The sequence below is a fragment of the Lacipirellulaceae bacterium genome, from assembly GCA_040218535.1.
In the GTDB taxonomy this organism is placed as follows: Bacteria; Planctomycetota; Planctomycetia; order Pirellulales; family Lacipirellulaceae; genus Adhaeretor.
In genome coordinates, this window is the sequence record JAVJRG010000002.1 from 14,056 (window position 1) to 35,495 (window position 21,440).

Genomic DNA, 21,440 nt, shown 5'->3' on the forward strand with positions numbered 1-21,440 from the left:
TAGTGGTTTATTCATATCTCGATAGAGCCAAAAATGTTGGTAGTTGTCAGTTCAGCAACGGAACGACTTAAGTGAGTATCTTTTTCACAATCTTGCCGTGAACATCCGTGAGACGGAACGAGCGACCCTGGTAGACGAACGTAAGCCGTTGGTGGTCAATTCCTAATAGGTGCAGAATCGTCGCTTGCAAGTCGTGCACATGGACTGGGTCTTCGGTGACATGGAAGCCAAGCTCGTCGGTGCTACCCATCGTCATGCCAGCTTTGACTCCTCCCCCGGCAAGCCACATCGTAAACGCTTGAGGGTGATGGTCGCGGCCGCGTGAGCGATTGATGGCTGCGCTTGATTCCACCATCGGGGTTCGGCCAAATTCTCCTCCCCAAATGACCAGCGTTTCATCGAGTAGGCCGCGCTGCTTGAGATCGGTGATCAGGGCGGCTGAGGCTTGGTCGGTAGCACGGCATTGCTGCTCCAAGCCTCCTTTGACATCGGAATGATGATCCCAGCCACGGTGATAGACGTTGATAAATCGCACCCCCCGCTCAACGAGCCTTCTGGCCAAGAGGCAGTTTGTGGCGAATGAAGATTCTCCCTCCTCAACCCCGTAGGCTTCTAACATGGAGGTCGACTCCGTGCTAAAGTCCATCAATTCGGGAGCCCGAGACTGCATTTTGAATGCTGTTTCATAGGCGTTGATGCGCGTGGCAATCTCCGGATCAAGCACTCGATCATAACTCTGCTGATTCAGCTCGCGCACTAAATCAATCGACTCTCGCTGCATCTTGCGGTCGATTCCTGGAGGGTTGGAAGCGAAGAGGATCGGATCGCCAGAGGATCGAAACGGCACACCTGCATGGACCCCTGGCAAAAAACCGTTCGACCAATTTGCCGCCCCACCGCTGGTGCCTCCCCCAGAGGAAAGTACGACGAAAGCCGGCAGATCATCAGCTTCTGAACCCAGACCATAGGTGACCCAGGAACCCATGCTGGGCCGACCAGGCAACGGACTTCCCGAGTTCATAAAGATTTGCGCTGGTGCATGATTGAATTGATCCGTGTGCATCGACTTGATGATTGCAATGTCATCCACCACTTTGGCAAGGTGGGGCAAAGCGGCGGACACCTCGGCGCCGCTTTGGCCATGCCGACCGAACTTATATTGAGGACCAAGAATCCCTGCATCAGATCGGATGAAGGCGTAACGCTGATCGCCAATCACACTCGGGGGAATCGGCTTGCCCGCCAACTCGGCCAGCTTTGGCTTGTAATCGAAGAGATCTAACTGACTTGGCGCACCAGCCATGAATAGAAAGATGATCGACCGCACCCGCGGCGTGAAATGCGGCTCGCGTGGTTGCAGCGGATTCGAGTCTGGCAGAGCCCTCGGGCCCGCATGGGAAAGGCCGTTACTGGTCATCAACGAAGCCAGCGCAATTTTGCCTAGCCCAACACCGCACTCCTGAAAGAAGTGCCGCCGCGTTTGCTCTCGCAAGTTTTGGCTAGCGATATTCATAGTGGGTGGTGTCGTAGGTAGCCTTACGACTTCGTGATTGTCTCGTCCAGGTTCAAAAGCGCACGTGCTGTCAGCATCCAGGCTGCGAGTCGATCGACTTCCGTACCGCCGGGTATCTCAAACAATCCATCCCCGAACTGCAAGGCGATGTGCTCGATCTCAGCGATTCCCGCTGAGTTACCCAGATCGAGCCGCAACGACGTGAGTTGCTCTTTGGCTTTGAACTGGACTTCGTAATCATGCCATTCGTTTGGGATGATCGTGAAACGAGCGCTTCTCTCCGGTGCTTCCTCGGGATGCTCGGTCGTCGTCCAGAAAACTTCTCCGGTGCCAGCGGTCTCAAACCGAGCATTGAGTTTGAGCACGTAGGGACCCGCCGGGGCGGTGTGACTTACTCTCATAAACGGATCGCCGCCACTGGAGGTTACTACCAACTTGCCCTCAGTCACTTCGAATTTGCAATCGTTTCTGGCAGACCAGTTCTCGTTGCTCTGGTCAAACTGCCAAGTCTGGCTGGGGCCTGAGTTCAATACCAGATACGGATTCACTCGACCGCTGCGGAACCGCTCCAGTTGCCGCTGGTAATAAGCGAGGATGCTGGAGGTTTCTTCCTGCCTCGGCGGTCTGGTGACACACCTGCGAAACAGTGCCTTGGCAATCGCCGAGTCATCGTCATCCATACGTACTATTTCGCTACTTGCCATACTTCGAGCAGCTTCGAGGACGACCTCATCATTCAAGAGAGCCAACGATTGCAACGGCGTATTGGAACGGTCCCGGCGAGGCACGCAAACTTCACCGCTGGGCGCATCGAAAATTCCGAATGCAGCGTACGGGGCGGTCCGTTTGTTGAAGGTGTAAAGCCCACGACGGTAGGGGTCCTCACCCAGGCTGACCTTCCATTGCAATGCGCCATACGCAGCCTCCGTAATGCCGGGCGGCTGGGGCGGGAACACACTCGGTCCGCCGATTTTTGAGCTCAACAGACCGCTTGACTTGAGAACAATGTCGCGAACCAACTCAGACTCCACACGTAGTCGCGGTCCACGGGAAAGAAGTTTATTTTCTGGATCGTGTGATCGCTTGTTGTCATCGGTCAATGAGGATTGGCGATAGGTTGCGCTCATCACGATGAGCTTGTGGATGTGCTTCAGGGACCAACCACGCTCCATGAACTCAACCGCCAACCAGTCGAGCAGTTTGGGGTGTGTCGGAAACTCACTTTGAGTCCCAAAATCTTCGGAGGTACGAACCAGACCCCGACCAAAAATGGCTTCCCATTGGCGATTGACCACGACACGTGCAACCAGTGGGTTTTCTGGGGAGATAAGCCACTTCGCAAACGCCAAACGGTCGAGCTTCGCAGCCTTGGGAAAAGCATGTAGAGCCGCAAGACCTCCTGGCTGGACTTGCTCCTTGGGTTGTAAGTATTCTCCTCGATGATGGCGTGCCGTCTGGCGGCGATGTTGCTCGCTCCGCTCACTCATGACAAGTGCCGTCGGGTAGCTCGGCAAGCGCGCTTCGAGTTTCTCTACTTGCGCTTGCTCCGACTGGAATTCGGGAGTTTGCAGAAGATACTCTCGATATAGCCTTCTCTGCTGGTGCGACGTCCGCTTTTCTTCAGGAATTATGAGTGCGAGTACCACCTCTTCAGGTAAATCAGATGGCTTCACTTCGTTAGGTGCGGAGGTCGTTGAGATCCGAAACCTTCCCAGCCCAGCAGGATAGAAGAATTCGTGCTGCAGTCGGACCTTTAGCCTTTCATGCTTCGATAACTGCAGAGGTTTCGCAAGGTGGAGCACGATCGCGTGGCGGTTGCCCTCTTGCTTAGCAATCGTCCAGCCAGTGTCCGGCTTGCCATCGATCGCCCGGTCGGCATCCAAACCGGGTGGGACAAAACTGGCGGTCGCTTTTTCGAACTCAATGGGAGTCGGTTCTGCAGACGTATGACTTGTAGTCGTTACCCACGCGTCGACTTCACTTAGATAAAAGTTTCCCTCTTTCTGGTCGCCAGAAACAATGATCTGTCTCCCGGGTCCGCCGCCGGGAAGGCTGCTGTGGGGCAACGCCTCAAGCCGGATTGCCGTGATCGGTTTCGGACCTACCTTGAAGGTAAGCTCAAAAGTATCGTTTTTCGTGACATCACCACTGGCCAGAATCGAGTGATCCTCAAGCACGGTTGTAATCGGGAGGTTTGACTGAACCTGCTGGGGTCGCAACGGAGTCCAAAATGCCAAGCGACTACTATGCTCCATGCTCCACTGCTGGAACGAACTGGCGATAGCTTGCTCTTTTTCCTCACGATCCTTATCGCCTAGCCTGCTCTCAAAGGGAAAGCGCCGCTCAAGGTCCACTAGGGTTGCCTCCAACTCTGCTTCAATTTCACGGCGTTCTTCTGCGACCTTTGGCTGAGGAACCGAAATTTTCAATTCATCGGCGTTGTTCAAGAAAGCGAAAACCTGAAAATACTCGGTATGCGTAATAGGGTCGAACTTGTGGGTGTGACACTGAGCACACCCGAGCGTCAAGCCAAGCCAAGTTGTTCCCGTGGTCGCCACCCGGTCAACGATCGCATGATAGCGAAATTCCTGAGGATCGATGCCACCTTCCTCGTTGGTCATGGTATTGCGATGAAAACCAGTAGCGATCCGCTGTTCTAGCGTCGCTTCGGGAAGCATGTCCCCGGCGATTTGTTCAATGGTAAACTGATCAAAGGGCATGTCGTCGTTCAGTGCCTTGATCACCCAGTCGCGATAGAGCCACATCGTGCGGGGCTGGTCCTTCTCGTAACCTTTGGTGTCTGAGTAGCGAGCCAAATCGAGCCAGCGTCTTGCCCATCGTTCGCCGTAGTGGGGAGAAGCAAGCAGACGATCAACAAGCCGCTCATAGGCATCGGGGCGAGCGTCTGAGACGAACTCGTCCGCCTCCTGGATTGTTGGTGGCAACCCAATTAAATCGAGGTAGACCCGTCGCACAAGTTGATAGCGATCAGCCTCAGGCGCAGGGGTCATCCCCTGTTCCTCCAGCCTACTCAGCACAAAAGTATCGATCGCATTGTGAGGCCATTCAGAATTCTGCACACTTGTTAGGACAGACTCTTTTGGCGCAGCAAACGCCCAGTGCTGCTGATATTCAGCTCCTTCTTCGATCCAAGCACGCAGCATGTCGATCTGTTCCGCCGTCAGTTGCTTGCCCGAATCAGCGGGTGGCATCAACTCACCAGGCTCGTCTGCCAGAACACGGTCAAGCAGTTCGCTGCGATGCGCATCTCCGGGCACGAGTGCGGCATAGCCTCCTCGATCTTCGTAAGCGGCATCCGCTAAATCGAGTCGCAAATCAGCTTCTCGCGTATTCGCATCAGGACCATGGCAAGGAAAGCAGTTGGCCGACAGAATTGGTCGAACATCGCGCTGATAATCAATCTTTTTGGCGGTTGCCTTGCTCCCTTCCGCCCGCGATTCTTCTCCCGCCAATATGCCGAAGCAGGCTATGAGAGAAAATGTGATTCGCAAGCTCACGGCAATCCCCTCATCAACACGCTATGCTTCGAATACACTGGGCGATCTCTTTTAGTTGACCAATATCTAGAGGCCCTATCACGGCTACCAACGCGATCGAGTTGGTAAGGTATCCTCACAAGAACTTTGTCGAGAACCCACCAAATCAAACGTCGCATCAATCCAATGTCCCCGCGAAAAAAGCGAAGTACGACATGCAACATTTAGAAAGTTTCGCGCCCCACCGTCGTACTCGATTGTACCCTCATCGTTAAATCGTGCTAAAGCGTTCAAAGCTAACGCGAATAATTAGAGGAAACCTACTCCTTTCGACGCACAGACTAGGCGTGCGGAAAATAATCGGAGTTCAGTGGTGCGTCTAAGCCAATTGCAAATAACAACTTGCGTCGAGCGCAGGTTGTTTTTTTCGCGGTTTGTGTTAGATGTTCGCTCAACGACACGAATTAGTAGTGCCGGGATGGTGTACCGCATGATGCACCCCTGCGATTTTAAAGCATGAGCGTCCGGATGGCAGATTCGCAGCATTCACAACAAGATCAGTTCGCTCAGCAGTTAATCGCTAACCAGGGACGGCTTTATGCCTATATAGCGACTTTATTGCCGAACCGTACTGATGCGGAAGATGTACTTCAAAGAACGTCACTGATCCTGTGGCAGAAGTGGGAGCACTACGACACTGGTCGGGCGTTCTTGCCTTGGGCACGCGGAATCGCCCTTAATGAAATACGCAACTTCCTGCGACGCAGCGAACGGAAAAATATCCACTTGTCTGAGCCGATGATCAGCATCCTTGCCGAAGAGATCGAAGACGAGCAGCCACAAGATCGCATTGACGCGCTAGTTGCCTGCTTGGAAGGTCTCGAGCCCAAGCAGCGTCACCTGCTCGAACAGTGTTATCTCGGCACGAACGGGGTCAAGGCGGTTGCAGCGTCGATGAACAGCTCCGCGGATGCCATTTATATGAGACTACATCGGATACGAAAGTTTCTTGTCGCTTGTATTAACAAGCGACTAGCCCTAGATAATGCGTGATGTCAGATCAACCAGTAACAAATCCGTCAGCACAGATCATCGAGTTCGCCAACTTGATGTGCGACGAGACGATCACAGCTGAACAACGCGAACAGCTGGAATCTTTGCTAGACCAGCATCCAGAGCTTCGCGGTGCCTACCTCGATTACCTACGTGTGAACGCGGGCCTAATCTGGAGGTACCGTACTGGGGAAGAGCCGACAGAAAAACCGGCTCACGCGACATCGCAGCCCGTCAGTAGCCTCGCCAATAATGACAGAGTCGGAATTGCGAATGGCCGGACTCCGTCCGGGTGGACATCGCTACTGCGGACGCGCTGGGCCTTTGCGTGTGCCTTGGCCTCTTCAGTCTTCATTGCCTGTCTCCTTTGGATCAATCGAACAGATACTTCGGTAGAGAGAATTGCAGATGGCAACGGGTTTGTAGCAACTCTCCGAGAAGCAACTCACGCTGTCTGGAGCAACAACGAGAGGCCCGTTGACGTCGGTTCAAGGGTTAGGGCTGGGACCCTGCAGTTCAACACGGGAGAAGCTGAGCTGGTTTTCGATTCGGGGGCGAAGCTACGACTTGCCGGGCCAGCTGAGTTAGTGCTCGAATCTCCGCTGTCCGTTTATCTGGCGAAGGGCACTATCGCGGCACACATGCCCCCTGAGGCAGTTGGCTTCAAGATCCGAACTCCCGAGTCAACTCTCATCGATCAAGGCACAGAATTCGGCGTTTCTGTCAGCGAATCTGACGGCACACAAGTGCACGTTTTCCGTGGTCAGGTCGACTTGCTCTATCAGGATGCGCAGGAAACGAGCAAGGTCTCACGGCTCGAATTGCGCGACCGGCAAGCCCGAAGTATCGCACTTCCCAACACTGTTGGCGAAGAAGTTGAGTATTCCAAGTCTCTTTTTGGGAGCCTTGCTAGACGCGTGGTTGACCCAGTGGAGTGGAAAACTGCAGACGGTGGTAATGGGCATTTCTATCAGCTTGTTGTTGAAAAGCAGCCAATGACTTGGCACGAGGCAGCCCAGCGTGCGACCAGCAAACACTTTCGTGGCATGCCCGGTCACCTCGTTACGATTACCTCTTCTGAAGAGGATCAATTCGTCTTGAAGAATCTGTTAGAGGATGCCCAATTTCGCGGAGCTTGGATGGGGCTCACCGATGTCCTGAGAGAAGGACACTACCGTTGGGTCACGGGCGAGCCCTACGACTACACCAATTGGGCTTCTTGGCCGGATCAGCAGCCAGATAATTTCCAAGAAGCTGATTGGCATGGTGGGGAAGACTATGGAATGTATGCCCAGTTCCCTGGCAAGCAGCCTTGGGCTTGGAATGATCTAAGCATCGACAGCATACACGAAAAAATCTCCGCCTATTTGGTCGAGTACGAGCCACCCTTAGACGCCTTGCGTCATCGTTCGATGGCCCTAGACCCTATCCATTGGCCAAAAAGCGCAGGGGGCAATGGCCATTATTATCGGATAGTTCTGGTCCTTGAACCTGTCGATTGGGAAACCATTCGACAGCGTGCCACCGAATCACAGGTGCACGGCACTCAAGGGCACTTGGTCGCGATGGAAACCGCCGAAGAGCGTGAGTTCGTTGCAAAAGGCATTCTGCGCGTGTGCGGCATACCAGAAATGATGATCGGGCTTAGTGGCAGCTTGGAGCATAACGACTTGCGCTGGGTTAACGGCCTGTCGGCTACCAACCTCCAAGTCGAGCGCTCTCATCTGCCGACCGATTTGGTTTACGGAGTTTTCCGATGGAATCCCGCAGGCAAATGGCAGGCAGGCTGGGAGATCCGCGCCATGTCGACCGATGTTTTGCCTGCTGATTGGTTTGGATATATCATCGAATATCCTGTCGAGTCGATTGAGGAGAGTTTGTGATGGCTCGTTTAGCGAGCCACTTGTTACTTTTCATTTTTCCTTTTTGTTTCTGAGATTTCGGAAGTGCCGAGGGTTCCTTTTCGCTTGCAACTCCAAGATCTCACCGTTTTTTGGGAGGATTAGTCTAATGAAGAAAGTTGTTGGACATACTATTACCGCCGCGGCGTTCACGCTGTTGGTATTGGTTAGCTCTGGAGTGAGCATTGCGGCTCCAACTCCTTACTGGTTTGACGGCTACGATGTTTCGGGGCCATCTTCCGACATCAATTTCGAGATTGGCACGGCCCGTCAAGGTGGCGCGCCTGCCCCCGTTTCGTATGTCACGAATACAGCGAATCCTGCAAACGATTATCACCACCAAGTTTTCGGTGCTGCTCCACTGCAGCTTGCGGGGGACTTCTTTCTACCCAATCCGGGTGATCGCACACTTGTCTCTCCGACAGTTGATTTTTCTGGAACCATTGGTAACGAAGCGATTGGTCGCAAAGTGCAGGTTGTCATGGACGCTTACACCAATGATCCCATGTCGCCGGGAACTTTCACCCAAGCCGCGATCACGGTAGGGGCAAGCTCGACCTTAGCGGATTCAAATCTGAAGGCTGATGGGCTCAGCGTGGTTTTCGTAGAAGATCAATTTAGTGGCAATGGTAATTTCATCCAGGTCTTCGATGGACCCACACTCGTCGGAAATCTGATCCCCAATCCTGCAGGGGCCGGTCCCGGGTTTGTTGAGATCTTCCTGGATGATCCCACTGACGGCGATCCGTTTAATGGCCTCGGTACGACGGAAGTCGCGGTGAGTGTCAACGGCTCTAACATCTTCAACTACAGTAAGCTTTCTGGTGGCTACACGAGCAACTTCATCACGCTTGAGGGCGGACCGCAAACAAACTTCGCAATCAATAGCCTGGCAACCCATACGTTCGACAATTTAACTGTCTTTACCGATACGCTCATTCCTGAACCAACGGCAGCTATTTTGCTTGGTTTGGGACTCTGCGCTTCGATGGGCTACCGTCGTCGATAAGCGACCCAAAAGAATTGACTGATCATTGAGTTCAACCCAAGTTCGCGCCGGCTCCGGGGCAGGTCCGGCGCGGCTTGGCTTTTCAGAGGAGAGACCACTATGAGATTATCGCGCTATGCTTTGGCTTTGTTCGCCCTTCTTGTCACGAGTCCTGGTCAAGAATCAGTTCAGGCGGCGGTTGGGGTGCCTGAAAACATTGTGCTCTATCGCGATTTCGATCCAAACCTCGGGATCGTGCAGATTTTCGTGCAGAAGCGCGTCGACGCGAATAGTTTCGCATTCCCTGGACCTGGCCAAGAGCCCTTTTTCCTGGATACATCTGGCGGTGCTCCGGGGGATGCCATCAACGTCGCTGACGTGAACGGTGATGGTACGGATGACCTCATGGTTGTGCAGGATGCAACCATGTTTGGATTTGATCAGTTGACCATCGCTGGCTTTACCATCCCAGGTGATCCACCAACGCTTCAAGGTCCAGGTACGAATAATGCACAACGTCCCGATGGCAACGGCGGAATACTAGACGAAACGGCTATTACTAGACGCGATTTCGATAACGATGGCCTAGCCGATACGGCGATCGTACTTGATGGAAATATTAACTTCTCGTCGGATACCCTGCTGTGGTCGTTCCGAGGCTCTTTCGATGGCACACAAAGCCTACCACTCAATGGTGCAGGACTCTTCTACTCTCCAGCAGCCGGGTTCGGAGGCGTCGACGGGTTCGGACAGCCCATAGGAATGGAATCGATCCCGCTCGTGGGGGATTTTAACGGCGATGGGATCGCTGATCGGGCGGTCAGCAACAACGCCGGGCTGGTCAGCGGTGGCTCGATCAATGGCCGACAAGTACAGATCGACCTGAGCCCTGGCGTTGGGAACATTGGCGACTTGGGCGATGGTATTCCCGACAACATCAGCGAAGTCTTCGGCAGTCTCGACACCGACGACATTCGCGCTGCCGACATCAACGGTGATGGCCTGGACGACATCGTTGCGATTCGCCCGGCTGACTTGGACGACGGTATGGGAGGAACCATCGAAACTTTCGCCCTGGAAGGCTATATCAACACGGGAATCTTTGATTCGGTGAATCCCACGTTCACGCGTGATACTGCATTTGATAGCTTTGCTGGGGCACGAAACCTCAATGACACGATTCATTTCGGCACGTTTGGATTCCTCGACATCGCAGACATCGACGCCGACTTTAACGACGACTCCAACGTCGATGGCACGGACTTTCTTACGTGGCAAAGTGGCTTTGGGCTGACTGGTCAAACCGATAAGAGCACTGGCGACTCAAACGGTGATGGCAATGTTGATGGAACTGATTTGGACAACTGGGGGACCCAGTATGGAACAACGAGCGTGACTCCCTCACTCGAAAGTGTTCCTGAGCCTGCTTCTGGGTTCTTGTGCTTGTTCGCAGCTCTCGGATTGGTATCCCGTGGACGCTTTGAGCGTCAGTGAGACGATTGGCAATTACTAGGAATGGGCACGTATCACAGGTTTCGATTATGAAAACCCAACGCAATGCTTTTACGCTTGTTGAACTTCTGGTGGTCATTGCCATCATTGGTGTCCTGGTAGGGTTGCTTTTACCAGCGGTGCAGGCCGCTCGCGAAGCCGCCCGGAGATCACAGTGCGTCAACCATTTGAAACAGTTCGGTGTGGCATTGCAGACGTTCCATTCCGCGCACGAACACTTCCCGCGGGGCGGAGTGAACGGCTGGTCCTTACAGCCGAGTAGTTTCACCAATCCTCAACAGAATTGGACAGACGATCACGGTTCTTGGGTGGTTCGCATCTTGCCGCAGATTGAACAGCAGGCGATCTACGACAGCATGCCTAACCTGTTCGACCCGTCGGTTTTCGATCCGATCGGCCAGTGGATCAATGTCGACCGCAATGGCGAACCACCTCCACCGATACCTATCGGACGTTGTCCAAGTGACGGATTTAGTACTGGGGAACCATTCTTCAATTACACGGGGTGCACAGGACCAATTGCAGTCGCACCATTCTGTGGAGCGATGGGCTCAGTCTTTGACCTTGATCTCTCGGCCATGGGAATTGACGTCCCCTGGGTAGATGCCGGATTCTGTGCTGCAGCGGGCCCAGGTGGTGACTTAGATGCGTGCCCTGAAACGGGTATGATGAGTCGTGTCGGCTACCGAAAGATTTCAATGAAGCACGTCACCGATGGGTCGACTAGTACACTCTTCGTCGGAGAGACCTTGGTACAAAGTTCCGCTCACTCGCTGGACATCCCGAGAAGTACACTCAAGTATTGGGCTGGCAATGACATGGGAACTGCCCACGGCGGGACGATTCCGCCAATCAACTGGCCCGTCGATCCAGATGTCGAAAACTGTGCCCAACCACCAGGAGCCCAGTTCTGGCGGCGTAATTTTCACGTCACGATGGGCTTCGAATCCAATCATCCGGGCGGAGCAAACTTTGCGTTGGTGGATGGAGCGGTGCGATTCATTTCTGAGCAAATTGCTTTCGAAACTTTTCAGTTACTAGGAACCAAAGATGATGGGCAAACCCTTTCAGAAACTTTCTAACGAGCCCCTGCAAGTTTCTGTCTGGAGCTCCGCGATAATCGACAAACAGAGAAACTTTTTTCCTCCTAAGCAAAAACCGCTGTCCAAGGCGAGCTGCTGGTTCTCTTGTCTAGCTGTCGTACTTTGCGGCTGCAACTCGGGAGGCACAGTGGAGATTGCCCCCAAATTCACCGTCGATGGACAACCGCTCAAAGAGGCTTCCATCTCGTTTATCCGCAGCGATAGCGAAGGGGGACGTGCTGCCTTTGGAGTAACTGACGAGAACGGCATTGCCAAACTGACGACTTTCGAACCTTTTGATGGCGTCCTCCCAGGGAAATATCGAGTGGTCGTCATCAAAGCGCCTGAGAATCCCAACACTTTTGATGTCGAAAACGTCGACCTCAATGATCCAAAGGACTTGGCTTTACTTTCCACCGGTGGTGCCATGCCACCGAAGCAGCGGCTGAAACGTCGTCGAACCTTGCTTCCAGAGGTTTATGCTGACCCTGGTACGACGCCGTTAAATTGTGAAGTCTCGGGGGCGTCGGAAGACTTAACATTTGAAGTCGACTCCACGAGCAAGTAGAGACCGTCCTCCTCGAATCAACTAGCAAAGAGATGCACCGATGGAGTCCTCCAAACAATCTGCCGACAAGGAGAATATCGGTTCGACGACTCGTCGCCGATTTCTCCATTCGACAACCGCAACGGTCGCTTCTGGCATGTTCGCTGCCAAGGGACTGAGTACAGCGGCGGGAGAGCGACTGCAAACCTCAACTCTCAACGCAACGCGTCCAAACCCGGTGGAAGAGCTGCTACGCAACGCTGTGATGCCCAAAGAGGCGATCGAGCGGTTCCTTGATCCCGACGCTCAAGTTTGGGCAAGATTTCATCCCACTTATGGTTACCTCTTACGTGATAGTTTCATGCGAGATGGTGTGGATGGTTCGCACACTTTGGCACGGTACGCAGAGCGTGGACATCGGCGGCAAGTGAACTTTGCCGACTTACCATGTCGGATCAACACCTACGGCGATAGTTTTACTCAGGGTCATCAAGTTGGTGATGGCGAGACATGGCAGGAAGTGCTGTCGGCTCACTTCTGTGAACCGATTCGCAACTATGGCATCGGCGGCTTTGGAGTTTACCAGGCTTACCGTCGCCTCTTGGAAATTGAAGAAACCAGCCAGGGAGCCTCCCATGTTATCTTGAACATTTGGGGAGACGACCATCACCGCAGCATCATGGCCTGCCGCTGGTTGTCTTTCCCTCCCGACTTCCTGACAAGCATGTCGGGAGAAATGTTTCATGCCAACCCGTGGGCACACGCGCGGCTGGATCCCCAGTCAGGCGACTTGATTGAAGTGGAAAATGCCTGCCCGACTCCTGAGACACTCTATCGCATGTGCGACCCAGAATTCGTTGTCGAAACCTTTCGGAACGACCCGATAACCCACGCCTATGCGGCGATGCGTACAGGCAAGGTGACTGATCCGAAACCGCTAGAGAGCATGGCCGCTGCGATTGATTTTGAGGATCTGGATTTCGCTAGCGAGGACTCGGTTCGCACCAGCGTTACTCGCCTTCACGCGCAATATGCCGTGCGAGTTGGCATGAGAGTTGTCGAGAAACTAAACCGGTACCTCAAGTCTCATAGCAAGAAACTTCTCGTACTGCTCAGCCACCCTTCAGGGTCAGTCTGGCACCATTGTGCAGGCAAGACACAGAACAATCCTCACTTCGTCGATTGGCATCCCGCTGAATTTCGCGAATTCCTGTCGCAAGCGGATATCCCCTACGTCAACACAGTCGACAAACATGTCGAAGAGTTTCAACAGTTTCGCATTGATGCGAAGGCTTATGTTGATCGCTATTACATAGGGCATTACAACCCGCAGGGGAATCACTTCTTCGCCTTTTCGATCAAAGACGCCTTACGGAGCTGGCTAGAACCACTCCCTCCGGCATACCGCGAAAGCGCACAATCGCCTGTCGACTTCGAGGGCTATCTGCCTGGATAGGTGCGTTATGATGCGTCTTGAATCGTCACAGCTGGTGCGGCGTTATCCCACTGCGCACTTGTTCTTGACTGTGCTGGTACTCCATCAGGCAGCTGATGCCCGTGCGCATCAATCCGTTTTTCCCCAACCGAGCGCTGCAGAACTAGCAAAGACTCAGCCCGCAATGGAGGGTTCCATCCATTTCGCCAAGACCCTGCTGAAGCTCCCCAAGGGTCGGTTCGATGCCAGCCAGTTCGCGTTACTTGATGAATTGGAAAAGAAGCTGAATCAAGCCGATCGCATTCGCTGGGGCTTTGATGGCAATATTGGGCTCGAAGTGGCTGAGTACTTCCGTTGGCAAGCCGAGCAAGACCTTCTCAAGCTTGTGAAATCGTATGCTGGGGCGATTGAAATCGATCTCCGTCCCGGCGCGGAAGTGTCAGTCCCCGAGATTTCTGTGCAACTAACGCCGGGCAATCAAACAGTGATGCTCAAGGTTGTGACTGGTCGCGAAGAGATTAGTTTCGATTCCCACAAATGGAATCTCAGCGCGGAGCAGATTCCCAAACCTTTCCGCATCACGGTTGCCGACCATCAGGTGAGATACGTGATGATCGCCTTTGAGCAAGTTCCCTCGGAAGGGGGTCTGATGCATGTCCACTTTCAGGGTGAAGGCCCTGGGGCTGTTAGTCAAGTCCGCGCACTAAAGTTTGAGGTGCCTCGAAGAGGACATCTGCGCCTCCAAATCACCGATCAGAAAGGAAAGACCACACCTGCGATCGTGCAACTCGCTGACCGCGAAACGGGTCATCTACTTGATCTACCTGGAGCCGTTGATCTTCGGGAACAACTAAATCATGTCGTACCCCACATCGGAGAGGCTGGACGCGGCTATCATTTCTTTTTGCCCGGCAAACAACGGGGTCGTTATTGGATTGTTGATGGGCAGCTCGAATTGGCTCTTCCTGTTGGCAAGTGGGATCTCACCGTTCTCCACGGTCCAGAGCATATTCCCTACCAGCAAACATTTGAGATCGCTGCCGATCAGCGTGTTTCTCACACCTGTCAACTAAAGCGTTGGATCTACATGCCCGAGCGTGGCTGGTATTCGGGTGACGATCACGTTCATGCCCGACTAATGCACGGTGCCGATGCGGAGAATCTGCTGACCTACGCGCAAGCTGTCGACGTACACATCGCAAACATCCTCGAAATGGGGGATCCGATGCGTACTTACTATGCTCAACGCGGATTCGGTACGGATTTTCGCTCGCAAGCTGGCAATCACTGGCTCGTTCCCGGTCAAGAAGACCCTCGGTCAGAACTGGGACACGCGATCGGACTCAACTTGAAGTCAAAAGTACGTGACCTCGATCGATATATGCAAAACGATTGGATAGCCGCTGAAATTCACAAGCAAGGTGGCCTCTATGGCCACACCCATGTCGGCGCGAACGCCTGTTTCGCCCATCGCGAGATGGCATTGTTCACCCCCTTGGGAATTGTCGATTTCAACAGCATTATGCAAGCTTCGTTGGGGACTGAGCTTTACTACAATTTCCTCAACCTCGGCTTCCAGATGAATGCATCCGCAGGAGCAGATACTCCATACGGAGGTACCATCGGGGCAACGCGTGTCTATGTCGAAACAGGCGAGCGCATTCTGACGCCGGACGCTTGGTTTGAGGCACTCCAGCGTGGGCAGTCTTTTGTCACGAACGGACCGATGCTGGAATTCAGCGTTGCTGGTCAACCACCCGGCAGCGTGATCGAAGTCAACGAGCCACGCAAGTTGAGCGTTCAAGCTGTAGCCCGCGGCTTAGCCGGTTGGTCTGCACCGAAGAAGCTGCAACTCATTCGCTTCGGCAAGGTTGTGGCCGAGGTTGAGTCTAGCAATACCTCGCAAGAAGAGCTGGAATTGAAGCATGAGTTCGAGACGGAACATGGCTCCTGGCTGGCTCTCAAGGCTGAAGGACACGACGGTTCTGAGGCACATACGACACCCGTGTACGTGAAGAGACCCAACTTCAGGCACTGGCATTATGTGCGTGCCATAGAACTGATTTCTAAGCAGGTTGCAGTACTGGACGAGATCGAAGCAACCCTCCGCAAGTCGGAAGAGCGAGTCGCCACGGAGAACAATCCCGTTGACTATTGGAATCGAGGGATCGCTAAGGAAGCCGACGCGGTGCGAAAGCAGGTTGCCAAGGCCAGAGCGTTTTACGAAGCATTGCGAGTTGCGCATCACCAGGAACAGGCGCCGCGAGCGAACTGAGAGAGGAAATCCCACATCCCATGTCTAACTCCGCCAGACATAAAAACCGAAGTCGCCGGCTTGTTCTTGAGTACCTTGAGCCAAGACGTCTGCTAACGGTTGTCGAATACCCCTTAGTCAATGCGGGATTCGAATCACCCGAGTTAGATAGCACCAATAGCTACCACCCTGCGGTCAACGATTGGATTACCATTGGTTCCCCCGGGACGACCTACGAAGTTCCTTTTGCCGAACCCTCTCCAGCCCCTGAGGGCGAGCAGTATGTCTACGGTGATTCAGACAACTGGAGTATCAAGCAAAGTGGCCCAACCATTCAGGCCAACACGAGGTACATTCTCTCAGTCGATCTTTATCCACTTGAAACAGGCACAAGCCGGGCGATTCTGACACTGCAAGACAGCGCTTTCTTTAATCTCGAACAAGCCGCCTATCAGCCAGGTTGGGATCCAGCTCGGGAAGACTTCGATCTGCCAAGCGGCCAGTGGACTACGGTCAAACTAGGTTGGAACAGTGCGCAGTTCCCTTCCGCGATCGGCAATGATCTCTCGGTCATTATCGAAGGCTCACGAATAGCCGTCGATAACGTGACGCTGACTGTGGACGACTCAGTCCATGACTTTTATGTCAGCACATCTACAGGAAACAACGCCAACGACGGGTTCTCCGCTGCGACGCCCTTCGACGACTTTGGCGACCTTGCTCCCTACCTGCCGTTGATGCCAGGTGAAAAGATTCTTCTAAAGGCAGGGGACACCTTCACCGAAGAACTGAATCTGCGTGGCAAAGGAACCGCCGGTTCGCTAGTTGAACTCTCAAGCTACGGTGCGGGCCCTAATCCGGTCATTCGCCGACAGGATTTGGCCAACGATATCGGTGTCATCTGGAATAACGCCAGCTATGCTCGGATCAGCAACATTGATGTCGAACATTCGAAGATGGGCATCTATCTACGCTACGAGTGGACCGATTCGGGCAGCCGCGATGTGACGATTGAAAATAGCAACTTTCGTGACATGACTGATCCGACGCTTGAGCCATCGGATCACAACTTTGAGTATGCCTGGTCGGACGCGATCTTCGTCGGCGGTCAAGCGTGGAACGATGCGGAGTTCTCCACACGGCTAGAGAATCTCACCATTCGCAACATCACCGCGGAAAACACAGCCCATCTCTTCGGAACGGCGTGGTACTTTCCGGCCGTCTATCGCAGCCGACTGAAGAATCTCATCATCGAAGATAGCGTGGCAATCAATAATCTAGCGGGGGCCTTCCAGCTATTTAACGTCGATGGAGGTCACATTCGCAGGGTGCATTCGATCGGCGGCGGTGGGCAAGATACTTGGTCGGGAACTACTCTTGGCTTTATGCAAAGCTCTCAAAACTTCACCATCGAAGACAGCGAGTTCTCAAGTATCGACAGAGCCCAGGCTGCCGACGGCAGCGGCATGGATTTCGAAGGAGATAATCACAATATCACGTTCCGGAACAACGTGATCTACAACAACGCCGGATCCGCCTTGTTGATTCTCTCGACTGGTGGACCCAATACCAATCTCCTCATTGAAGACAACACCTTCTATAACAACGCTCGTGATCCGTGGAACAGCGAAATCAACAGCGAGATCCAAGGTGGCGGCTCCGGACATACAGGCATCTTCCGCAACAACGGGATCTATCGGGGTGACAGCTCGATTAACTATTTCTCGCCGAATGCTGATTGGTCCGGTTTCGTGAGAACCGGAAATCGCGAGTTGGAATACGCTGATGTCCGTCAACGACGCGAGTGGTGGGACTTCGAATCGGCAGGCGATTTTGAGGGATGGAGCGGATTCAACCAGTGGGACTCGCCCGCGGTCAGCGGGGGACAACTCACCGGGCAGAGCACGGGTGAAGATCCTTACGTCCACTCAGCACCCACCTGGGTCAACACGAATCAACCCACCTATGCCTGGGTGCGAATGAGTCAGACCGCGGGAGATTTCGCTCAGCTCTTCTACATCACTGAAAACGACCCTGTTTGGAATCCGGAGAAGAGCTTCTTCTTTGGCATCGATTCCGACGGCAGCATGCGAGACTATTTCATCGATTTGGGATCCTCGGTTGATACGAAGGGAATCATTACTCAGGTGAGGCTAGACCCGACAATCGCATCGGGCTCTGACATGGCGATCGACTTCGTCCGTCTGACGGATAGTACCGAACCAAACCAAGTGTCTCCCTCCGATCCCCTGCCAGAACCTCTAGAAATGACCTTCACTTCTTTGGGCTCCGAAGATGGCTATGTTCGAGAATCAGCGCAGAACAGTGGCGTGGGGGGATTTGTCAGCTCAACCAGCTCGACGTTCAGACTCGGGGACGATTCTAACAATCGAGCCTACAGACAATTTCTTTCTTTCGACACTTCGTCCTTGCCAGACAACGCCAGCATCGTCGAAGCGACGATTGGCATCACGCGCGTTGGCAATCCGACCGGCAGCGTTCCAATTGGCGTCCCCAATTCGGAATTCGGAGACATCCTGGTCGACTTGGCAACACCCGGGTTTGGCTCGAGTGATCTGAATGCGAGTGACTGGCAAAGCCCTGCCACGAAGCTTGCTGTCTCGAAGTTCGCTTATCCAGCCTACTTAGACGGCATGACCATCTACAGTCGATTGGAAAACCCCGACAACGACCTAGTCAACCTCACCGGCAAGACCCAGTATCGCATCCGCTACGCCAACGACGACGATGGGGACGGCAACGCCGATTACATGAACTACGCCACGGGCGATCACTCCCAAGTTGCTTTCCGACCGACGCTTACCATTAAGTATTACATCAACGACAATCCTTCGGCTGATTTTGATTCTGATGGCGTCGCTGCTGGCTCCGACTTTTTGATTTGGCAGCGGAACATGGGCACTACCGCGACTGCTCTGAATAGTGATGGCGATGCGAACTCCGACACGGATGTCGACTTCGACGACCTCTCCGTCTGGACCACTCAGTATGGCACAGGAGCGAATCAACTCGCTGAATTACGGTCGAGCGGTATAAACTCTACGACTTTATTGGAGGTTGCACAATTCGCATCGAATTCTCAACCTCTGGTGCGTTTTGAGAAAGGAGAGTCTCTGCAAACGATGAGTGCCGAAGGGCTACATGGAGAGGTGATTCCTCAAGTTTCCCGCGCACTGTCTGAGAACGACCGAGTAACATCTGTGAGGGCTCAACGGTCGACTGAAGAAAAGACGTCGCCGAACGAAGAGCTAGAGCTTGCCCACGAGAAAAAGCTAGAAGAGATCGTCGACTCAGTCTTCTCCGAAGTGCAGACCGGTGAATGGCAAGTCTTGCGATAATGCATTCTGTTTATCGCCTATGGCATTCCTTCGGGGAAGTTCGTCATTATCCTTACCGCAGTTGTCCGGTCAGGTCGATTTGATCCTCGCAAGGAGCGACCTCGGCATGACTGCTCCTAGACAGCACACGCTGTGATCAGCTCGGACTGATAGGATAGATTGCCGCGGTGTCCACGTTGTTTCGGCAGTAGTTCCCCCTCAAGGTGGTTCGTCTATCGATCGATTAGTTGCCCTTTAGTTCCATGTTCCACAGCAGCTTGCTGATGTAGAGTTGCATATCGGGGTCTGAGGTCAAGGCGGCAACTCTCTCTAGGGCCTTCCGAGCTTCGGCCGGGTGGGTGTCCTTCAACGCTTCACCGAGTGCGGCGGCAGCTTCTAGGGCAGAGGGTTTTAGTTCTGGGTCTGCCACACAAGACAAGGCAACATCCAGAGATGCCGGCGTACGCGCGGCGGTCAGACGTGATAATATGAGCTGCTTGTCCTCGACCCGCTTGGCAATGGCCAAAGCCTCCTTGAGTCGCTCGCAGGTACCCTCCGGATCTGAACGTCCTTGTCTGGCAATAACCCGTGCGAACCCACGTAGAGCCCAAATGCGGTGTTCTTTTTGTTCCGCGGTTTTGGCAAGCTTCCACATTTCTTCGGCGACCGAATCATCAGGCCAGTTGGTAAGAGCACGTAGGGCAGCATTGCGGAGTTCGGCGTCATCCTGCTTCATCGCATCAAGGACAAGCCGGAGTGCTTTGTCGCCTCCCATTCGTCCCAAGCAGGGCAGCAGTGCAATGCGTTGTGATAGATCCGATCCAGCCAACGCTTGGAGGAGAGGTTCAGATCGACTTGCTGGATCAAGTGTTTTCAGGCACGTAATCCAGAGAGTGCGCTCCACGGTGCCGCGTACCGTGCCAGCCGGAGTTTCCGTGAGCATCTCGATCAGTGGTTCAATCGTTGTTTCATCCGGCAAGGCTTCCAAGGCGCGCAATGCTGCGAGACGCACAGGCTTAACCCCATTGCGGGCCAAGTCCAGCAAGCTCGCCCGCGCATCCCGGGAGCCTCGATTCTGGAGTGCTGCGATCGCGGCAATCTGACCATCAGGTTCGGAGTTCGGCAGCATCTCGATAAGGATCGACTCAATTTCGGGTCCGCCAAGACTTGAAAGGACGGCAACGACTTCGTCGAAGAGGGCATCGTCCTCGCGGGACGCCAATGAGACTAAGAGTCGAATGTCCTCAACTGACCCCGAAACGCGAAGTGCGCGCACCGCCGTAAGCTTTAGCCTTCGATCGTCCGAACTCAGCGACGCAATTGCTGTGCGTCGCACCACGGAACTTTCGCGATTGCTCAGTGCATCAAGTAGAAGGATCTGCCTCTGCAATGACATCCTCGGGATTGCTTCGGCCAGGATGTCAACCTGCTGTTTTGTCGCTGATTGCCGGGCAAACTCGGCAGCAAAGTTGCTCAGCTCATCATCGTCCGACTGGAAAGCATCGAGGAGACGTGCCGTCGCTTTATCGGGCTCGCAAAGTAGCCTGCCTCGTAGGATTGCAACTTCAAGTTTCGGATCACCGATCGTCTGAAGGGCATCCATCACCACAGTCGCTTCTTTGAGCTTACCTTTCGAAATTAGCCTTTGCGAAATCCTTAAACTGGCATCCAGGGCCACTTCTCGCTCACGTCCCGATGCTTGTTTCGCATAGCCGATAACCGCTTGCTGAGCCGTTTCAGTTTCGATTCCAGCGAGAGCAATCAAGGAAGCGCAGGTGATTGCTTCGCCATCGTCGCTTAGCAAAGTGACCAGCGCTTCTGTTGCGTTTAGATCGCCACGACGCCCTAGCGAGGTGATCACACCGATCAGTGGCTCTCCTTGTAGCCTGGGAATGGCGTCGATGAGTGCCTTCGAGGACTCCGCGCCCGGAATCGATTCCAACGCATAGCGTGCCATGTGAGACAATTCAGAGTCATCAAGAAGAGGCGCGAGAATCGACACCGATTCGGAGGTTCCAACTTCCTTTAGCTTACGGCAAACGAAAGACTTCGCGGCATCGCTAGCAGTTTCCGAAGCGAGGATCGGCAGCAGACGATCCTCAAGATCGACTCCTGCGACAATTGCTTGGTCAATGGCTAGCAGCTTGTCGCGATCTTGCCCCCAATCGATTGAAGACAGGGCCGACAAAGCCGAATCTAGCGGAGTCGAGCCTGGTTGTTGCGCGTAGACGGTAGGCAATGCGACTAGGGCAGCAAGAGCCAACACGAGCATATTGCGTGACATTTCGTTTCTCCCTCATTGATCATTGGGGTACGATCC

At 53.8% G+C, this 21,440-nt stretch carries 12 protein-coding genes; 9 read left to right on the forward strand and 3 right to left on the reverse strand.

Features of this window, described 5'->3' with window-relative positions; genetic code table 11:
• Positions 1-67: 67 nt before the first annotated feature.
• A complete protein-coding gene (locus RIB44_00120) occupies positions 68-1,513 on the reverse strand; it encodes a DUF1501 domain-containing protein (GenBank protein ID MEQ8614977.1) in 1,446 nt (481 codons plus the stop codon).
• 23 nt (positions 1,514-1,536) lie between these two features.
• Positions 1,537-5,031: a PSD1 and planctomycete cytochrome C domain-containing protein gene (locus tag RIB44_00125; protein MEQ8614978.1), complete on the reverse strand. Its 3,495-nt coding sequence runs from the start codon at positions 5,029-5,031 to the stop codon at positions 1,537-1,539.
• 507 nt (positions 5,032-5,538) lie between these two features.
• On the opposite strand from RIB44_00125, the gene RIB44_00130 reads away from it, so the two are divergent.
• The 9 genes from RIB44_00130 to RIB44_00170 all read left to right on the forward strand — a co-directional run bounded on the left by RIB44_00130 (position 5,539) and on the right by RIB44_00170 (position 19,141).
• Positions 5,539-6,063, forward strand: a complete 525-nt coding sequence (locus RIB44_00130) for a sigma-70 family RNA polymerase sigma factor (GenBank protein MEQ8614979.1) — start codon at positions 5,539-5,541, stop codon at positions 6,061-6,063.
• Positions 6,063-7,946, forward strand: a complete 1,884-nt coding sequence (locus RIB44_00135) for a lectin-like protein (GenBank protein ID MEQ8614980.1) — start codon at positions 6,063-6,065, stop codon at positions 7,944-7,946. The genes RIB44_00130 and RIB44_00135 overlap by 1 nt, the downstream gene beginning before the upstream one ends.
• 127 nt (positions 7,947-8,073) lie before the next feature.
• Positions 8,074-8,973: a PEP-CTERM sorting domain-containing protein gene (locus RIB44_00140; GenBank protein ID MEQ8614981.1), complete on the forward strand. Its 900-nt coding sequence runs from the start codon at positions 8,074-8,076 to the stop codon at positions 8,971-8,973.
• A gap of 99 nt (positions 8,974-9,072) precedes the next feature.
• Positions 9,073-10,446 carry a hypothetical protein gene (locus tag RIB44_00145; protein ID MEQ8614982.1) on the forward strand — a complete coding sequence of 458 codons (1,374 nt, stop codon included), beginning with the start codon at positions 9,073-9,075 and terminating at the stop codon, positions 10,444-10,446.
• 47 nt (positions 10,447-10,493) lie between these two features.
• The gene (locus tag RIB44_00150; protein MEQ8614983.1) at positions 10,494-11,546 is read left to right on the forward strand and encodes a DUF1559 domain-containing protein; all 1,053 of its coding nucleotides are present in this window, start codon (positions 10,494-10,496) and stop codon (positions 11,544-11,546) included.
• Between the two features lie 148 nt (positions 11,547-11,694).
• Positions 11,695-12,114 carry a hypothetical protein gene (locus RIB44_00155; protein ID MEQ8614984.1) on the forward strand — a complete coding sequence of 140 codons (420 nt, stop codon included), beginning with the start codon at positions 11,695-11,697 and terminating at the stop codon, positions 12,112-12,114.
• Between the two features lie 40 nt (positions 12,115-12,154).
• Positions 12,155-13,549, forward strand: coding sequence for a hypothetical protein (locus tag RIB44_00160; protein MEQ8614985.1), 1,395 nt, complete (start codon positions 12,155-12,157; stop codon positions 13,547-13,549).
• A 163-nt stretch (positions 13,550-13,712) separates the two neighbouring features.
• Positions 13,713-15,803 (forward strand): CehA/McbA family metallohydrolase, encoded by a 2,091-nt coding sequence (locus RIB44_00165; protein ID MEQ8614986.1) that lies wholly within the window; start codon positions 13,713-13,715, stop codon positions 15,801-15,803.
• 20 nt (positions 15,804-15,823) lie between these two features.
• Positions 15,824-19,141 (forward strand): right-handed parallel beta-helix repeat-containing protein, encoded by a 3,318-nt coding sequence (locus tag RIB44_00170; protein MEQ8614987.1) that lies wholly within the window; start codon positions 15,824-15,826, stop codon positions 19,139-19,141.
• A gap of 223 nt (positions 19,142-19,364) precedes the next feature.
• Here the strand turns inward: RIB44_00170 and RIB44_00175 are convergent, their stop codons facing one another.
• Complete coding sequence (locus tag RIB44_00175; protein ID MEQ8614988.1) at positions 19,365-21,404, reverse strand: HEAT repeat domain-containing protein; 2,040 nt, start codon at positions 21,402-21,404, stop codon at positions 19,365-19,367.
• Positions 21,405-21,440: the final 36 nt, after the last annotated feature.

Bases quoted from the DNA above. Each gene is read 5' to 3' on its own strand.
- RIB44_00120 (MEQ8614977.1), bottom strand. From the start codon at position 1,513: ATGAATATCGCTAGCCAAAACTTGCGAGAGCAAACGCGGCGGCACTTC.
- RIB44_00160 (MEQ8614985.1), top strand. From the start codon at position 12,155: ATGGAGTCCTCCAAACAATCTGCCGACAAGGAGAATATCGGTTCGACG.
- RIB44_00130 (MEQ8614979.1), top strand. From the start codon at position 5,539: ATGGCAGATTCGCAGCATTCACAACAAGATCAGTTCGCTCAGCAGTTA.
- RIB44_00135 (MEQ8614980.1), top strand. From the start codon at position 6,063: ATGTCAGATCAACCAGTAACAAATCCGTCAGCACAGATCATCGAGTTC.
- RIB44_00170 (MEQ8614987.1), top strand. From the start codon at position 15,824: ATGTCTAACTCCGCCAGACATAAAAACCGAAGTCGCCGGCTTGTTCTT.
- RIB44_00165 (MEQ8614986.1), top strand. From the start codon at position 13,713: ATGGAGGGTTCCATCCATTTCGCCAAGACCCTGCTGAAGCTCCCCAAG.
- RIB44_00140 (MEQ8614981.1), top strand. From the start codon at position 8,074: ATGAAGAAAGTTGTTGGACATACTATTACCGCCGCGGCGTTCACGCTG.
- RIB44_00145 (MEQ8614982.1), top strand. From the start codon at position 9,073: ATGAGATTATCGCGCTATGCTTTGGCTTTGTTCGCCCTTCTTGTCACG.
- RIB44_00150 (MEQ8614983.1), top strand. From the start codon at position 10,494: ATGAAAACCCAACGCAATGCTTTTACGCTTGTTGAACTTCTGGTGGTC.
- RIB44_00175 (MEQ8614988.1), bottom strand. From the start codon at position 21,404: ATGTCACGCAATATGCTCGTGTTGGCTCTTGCTGCCCTAGTCGCATTG.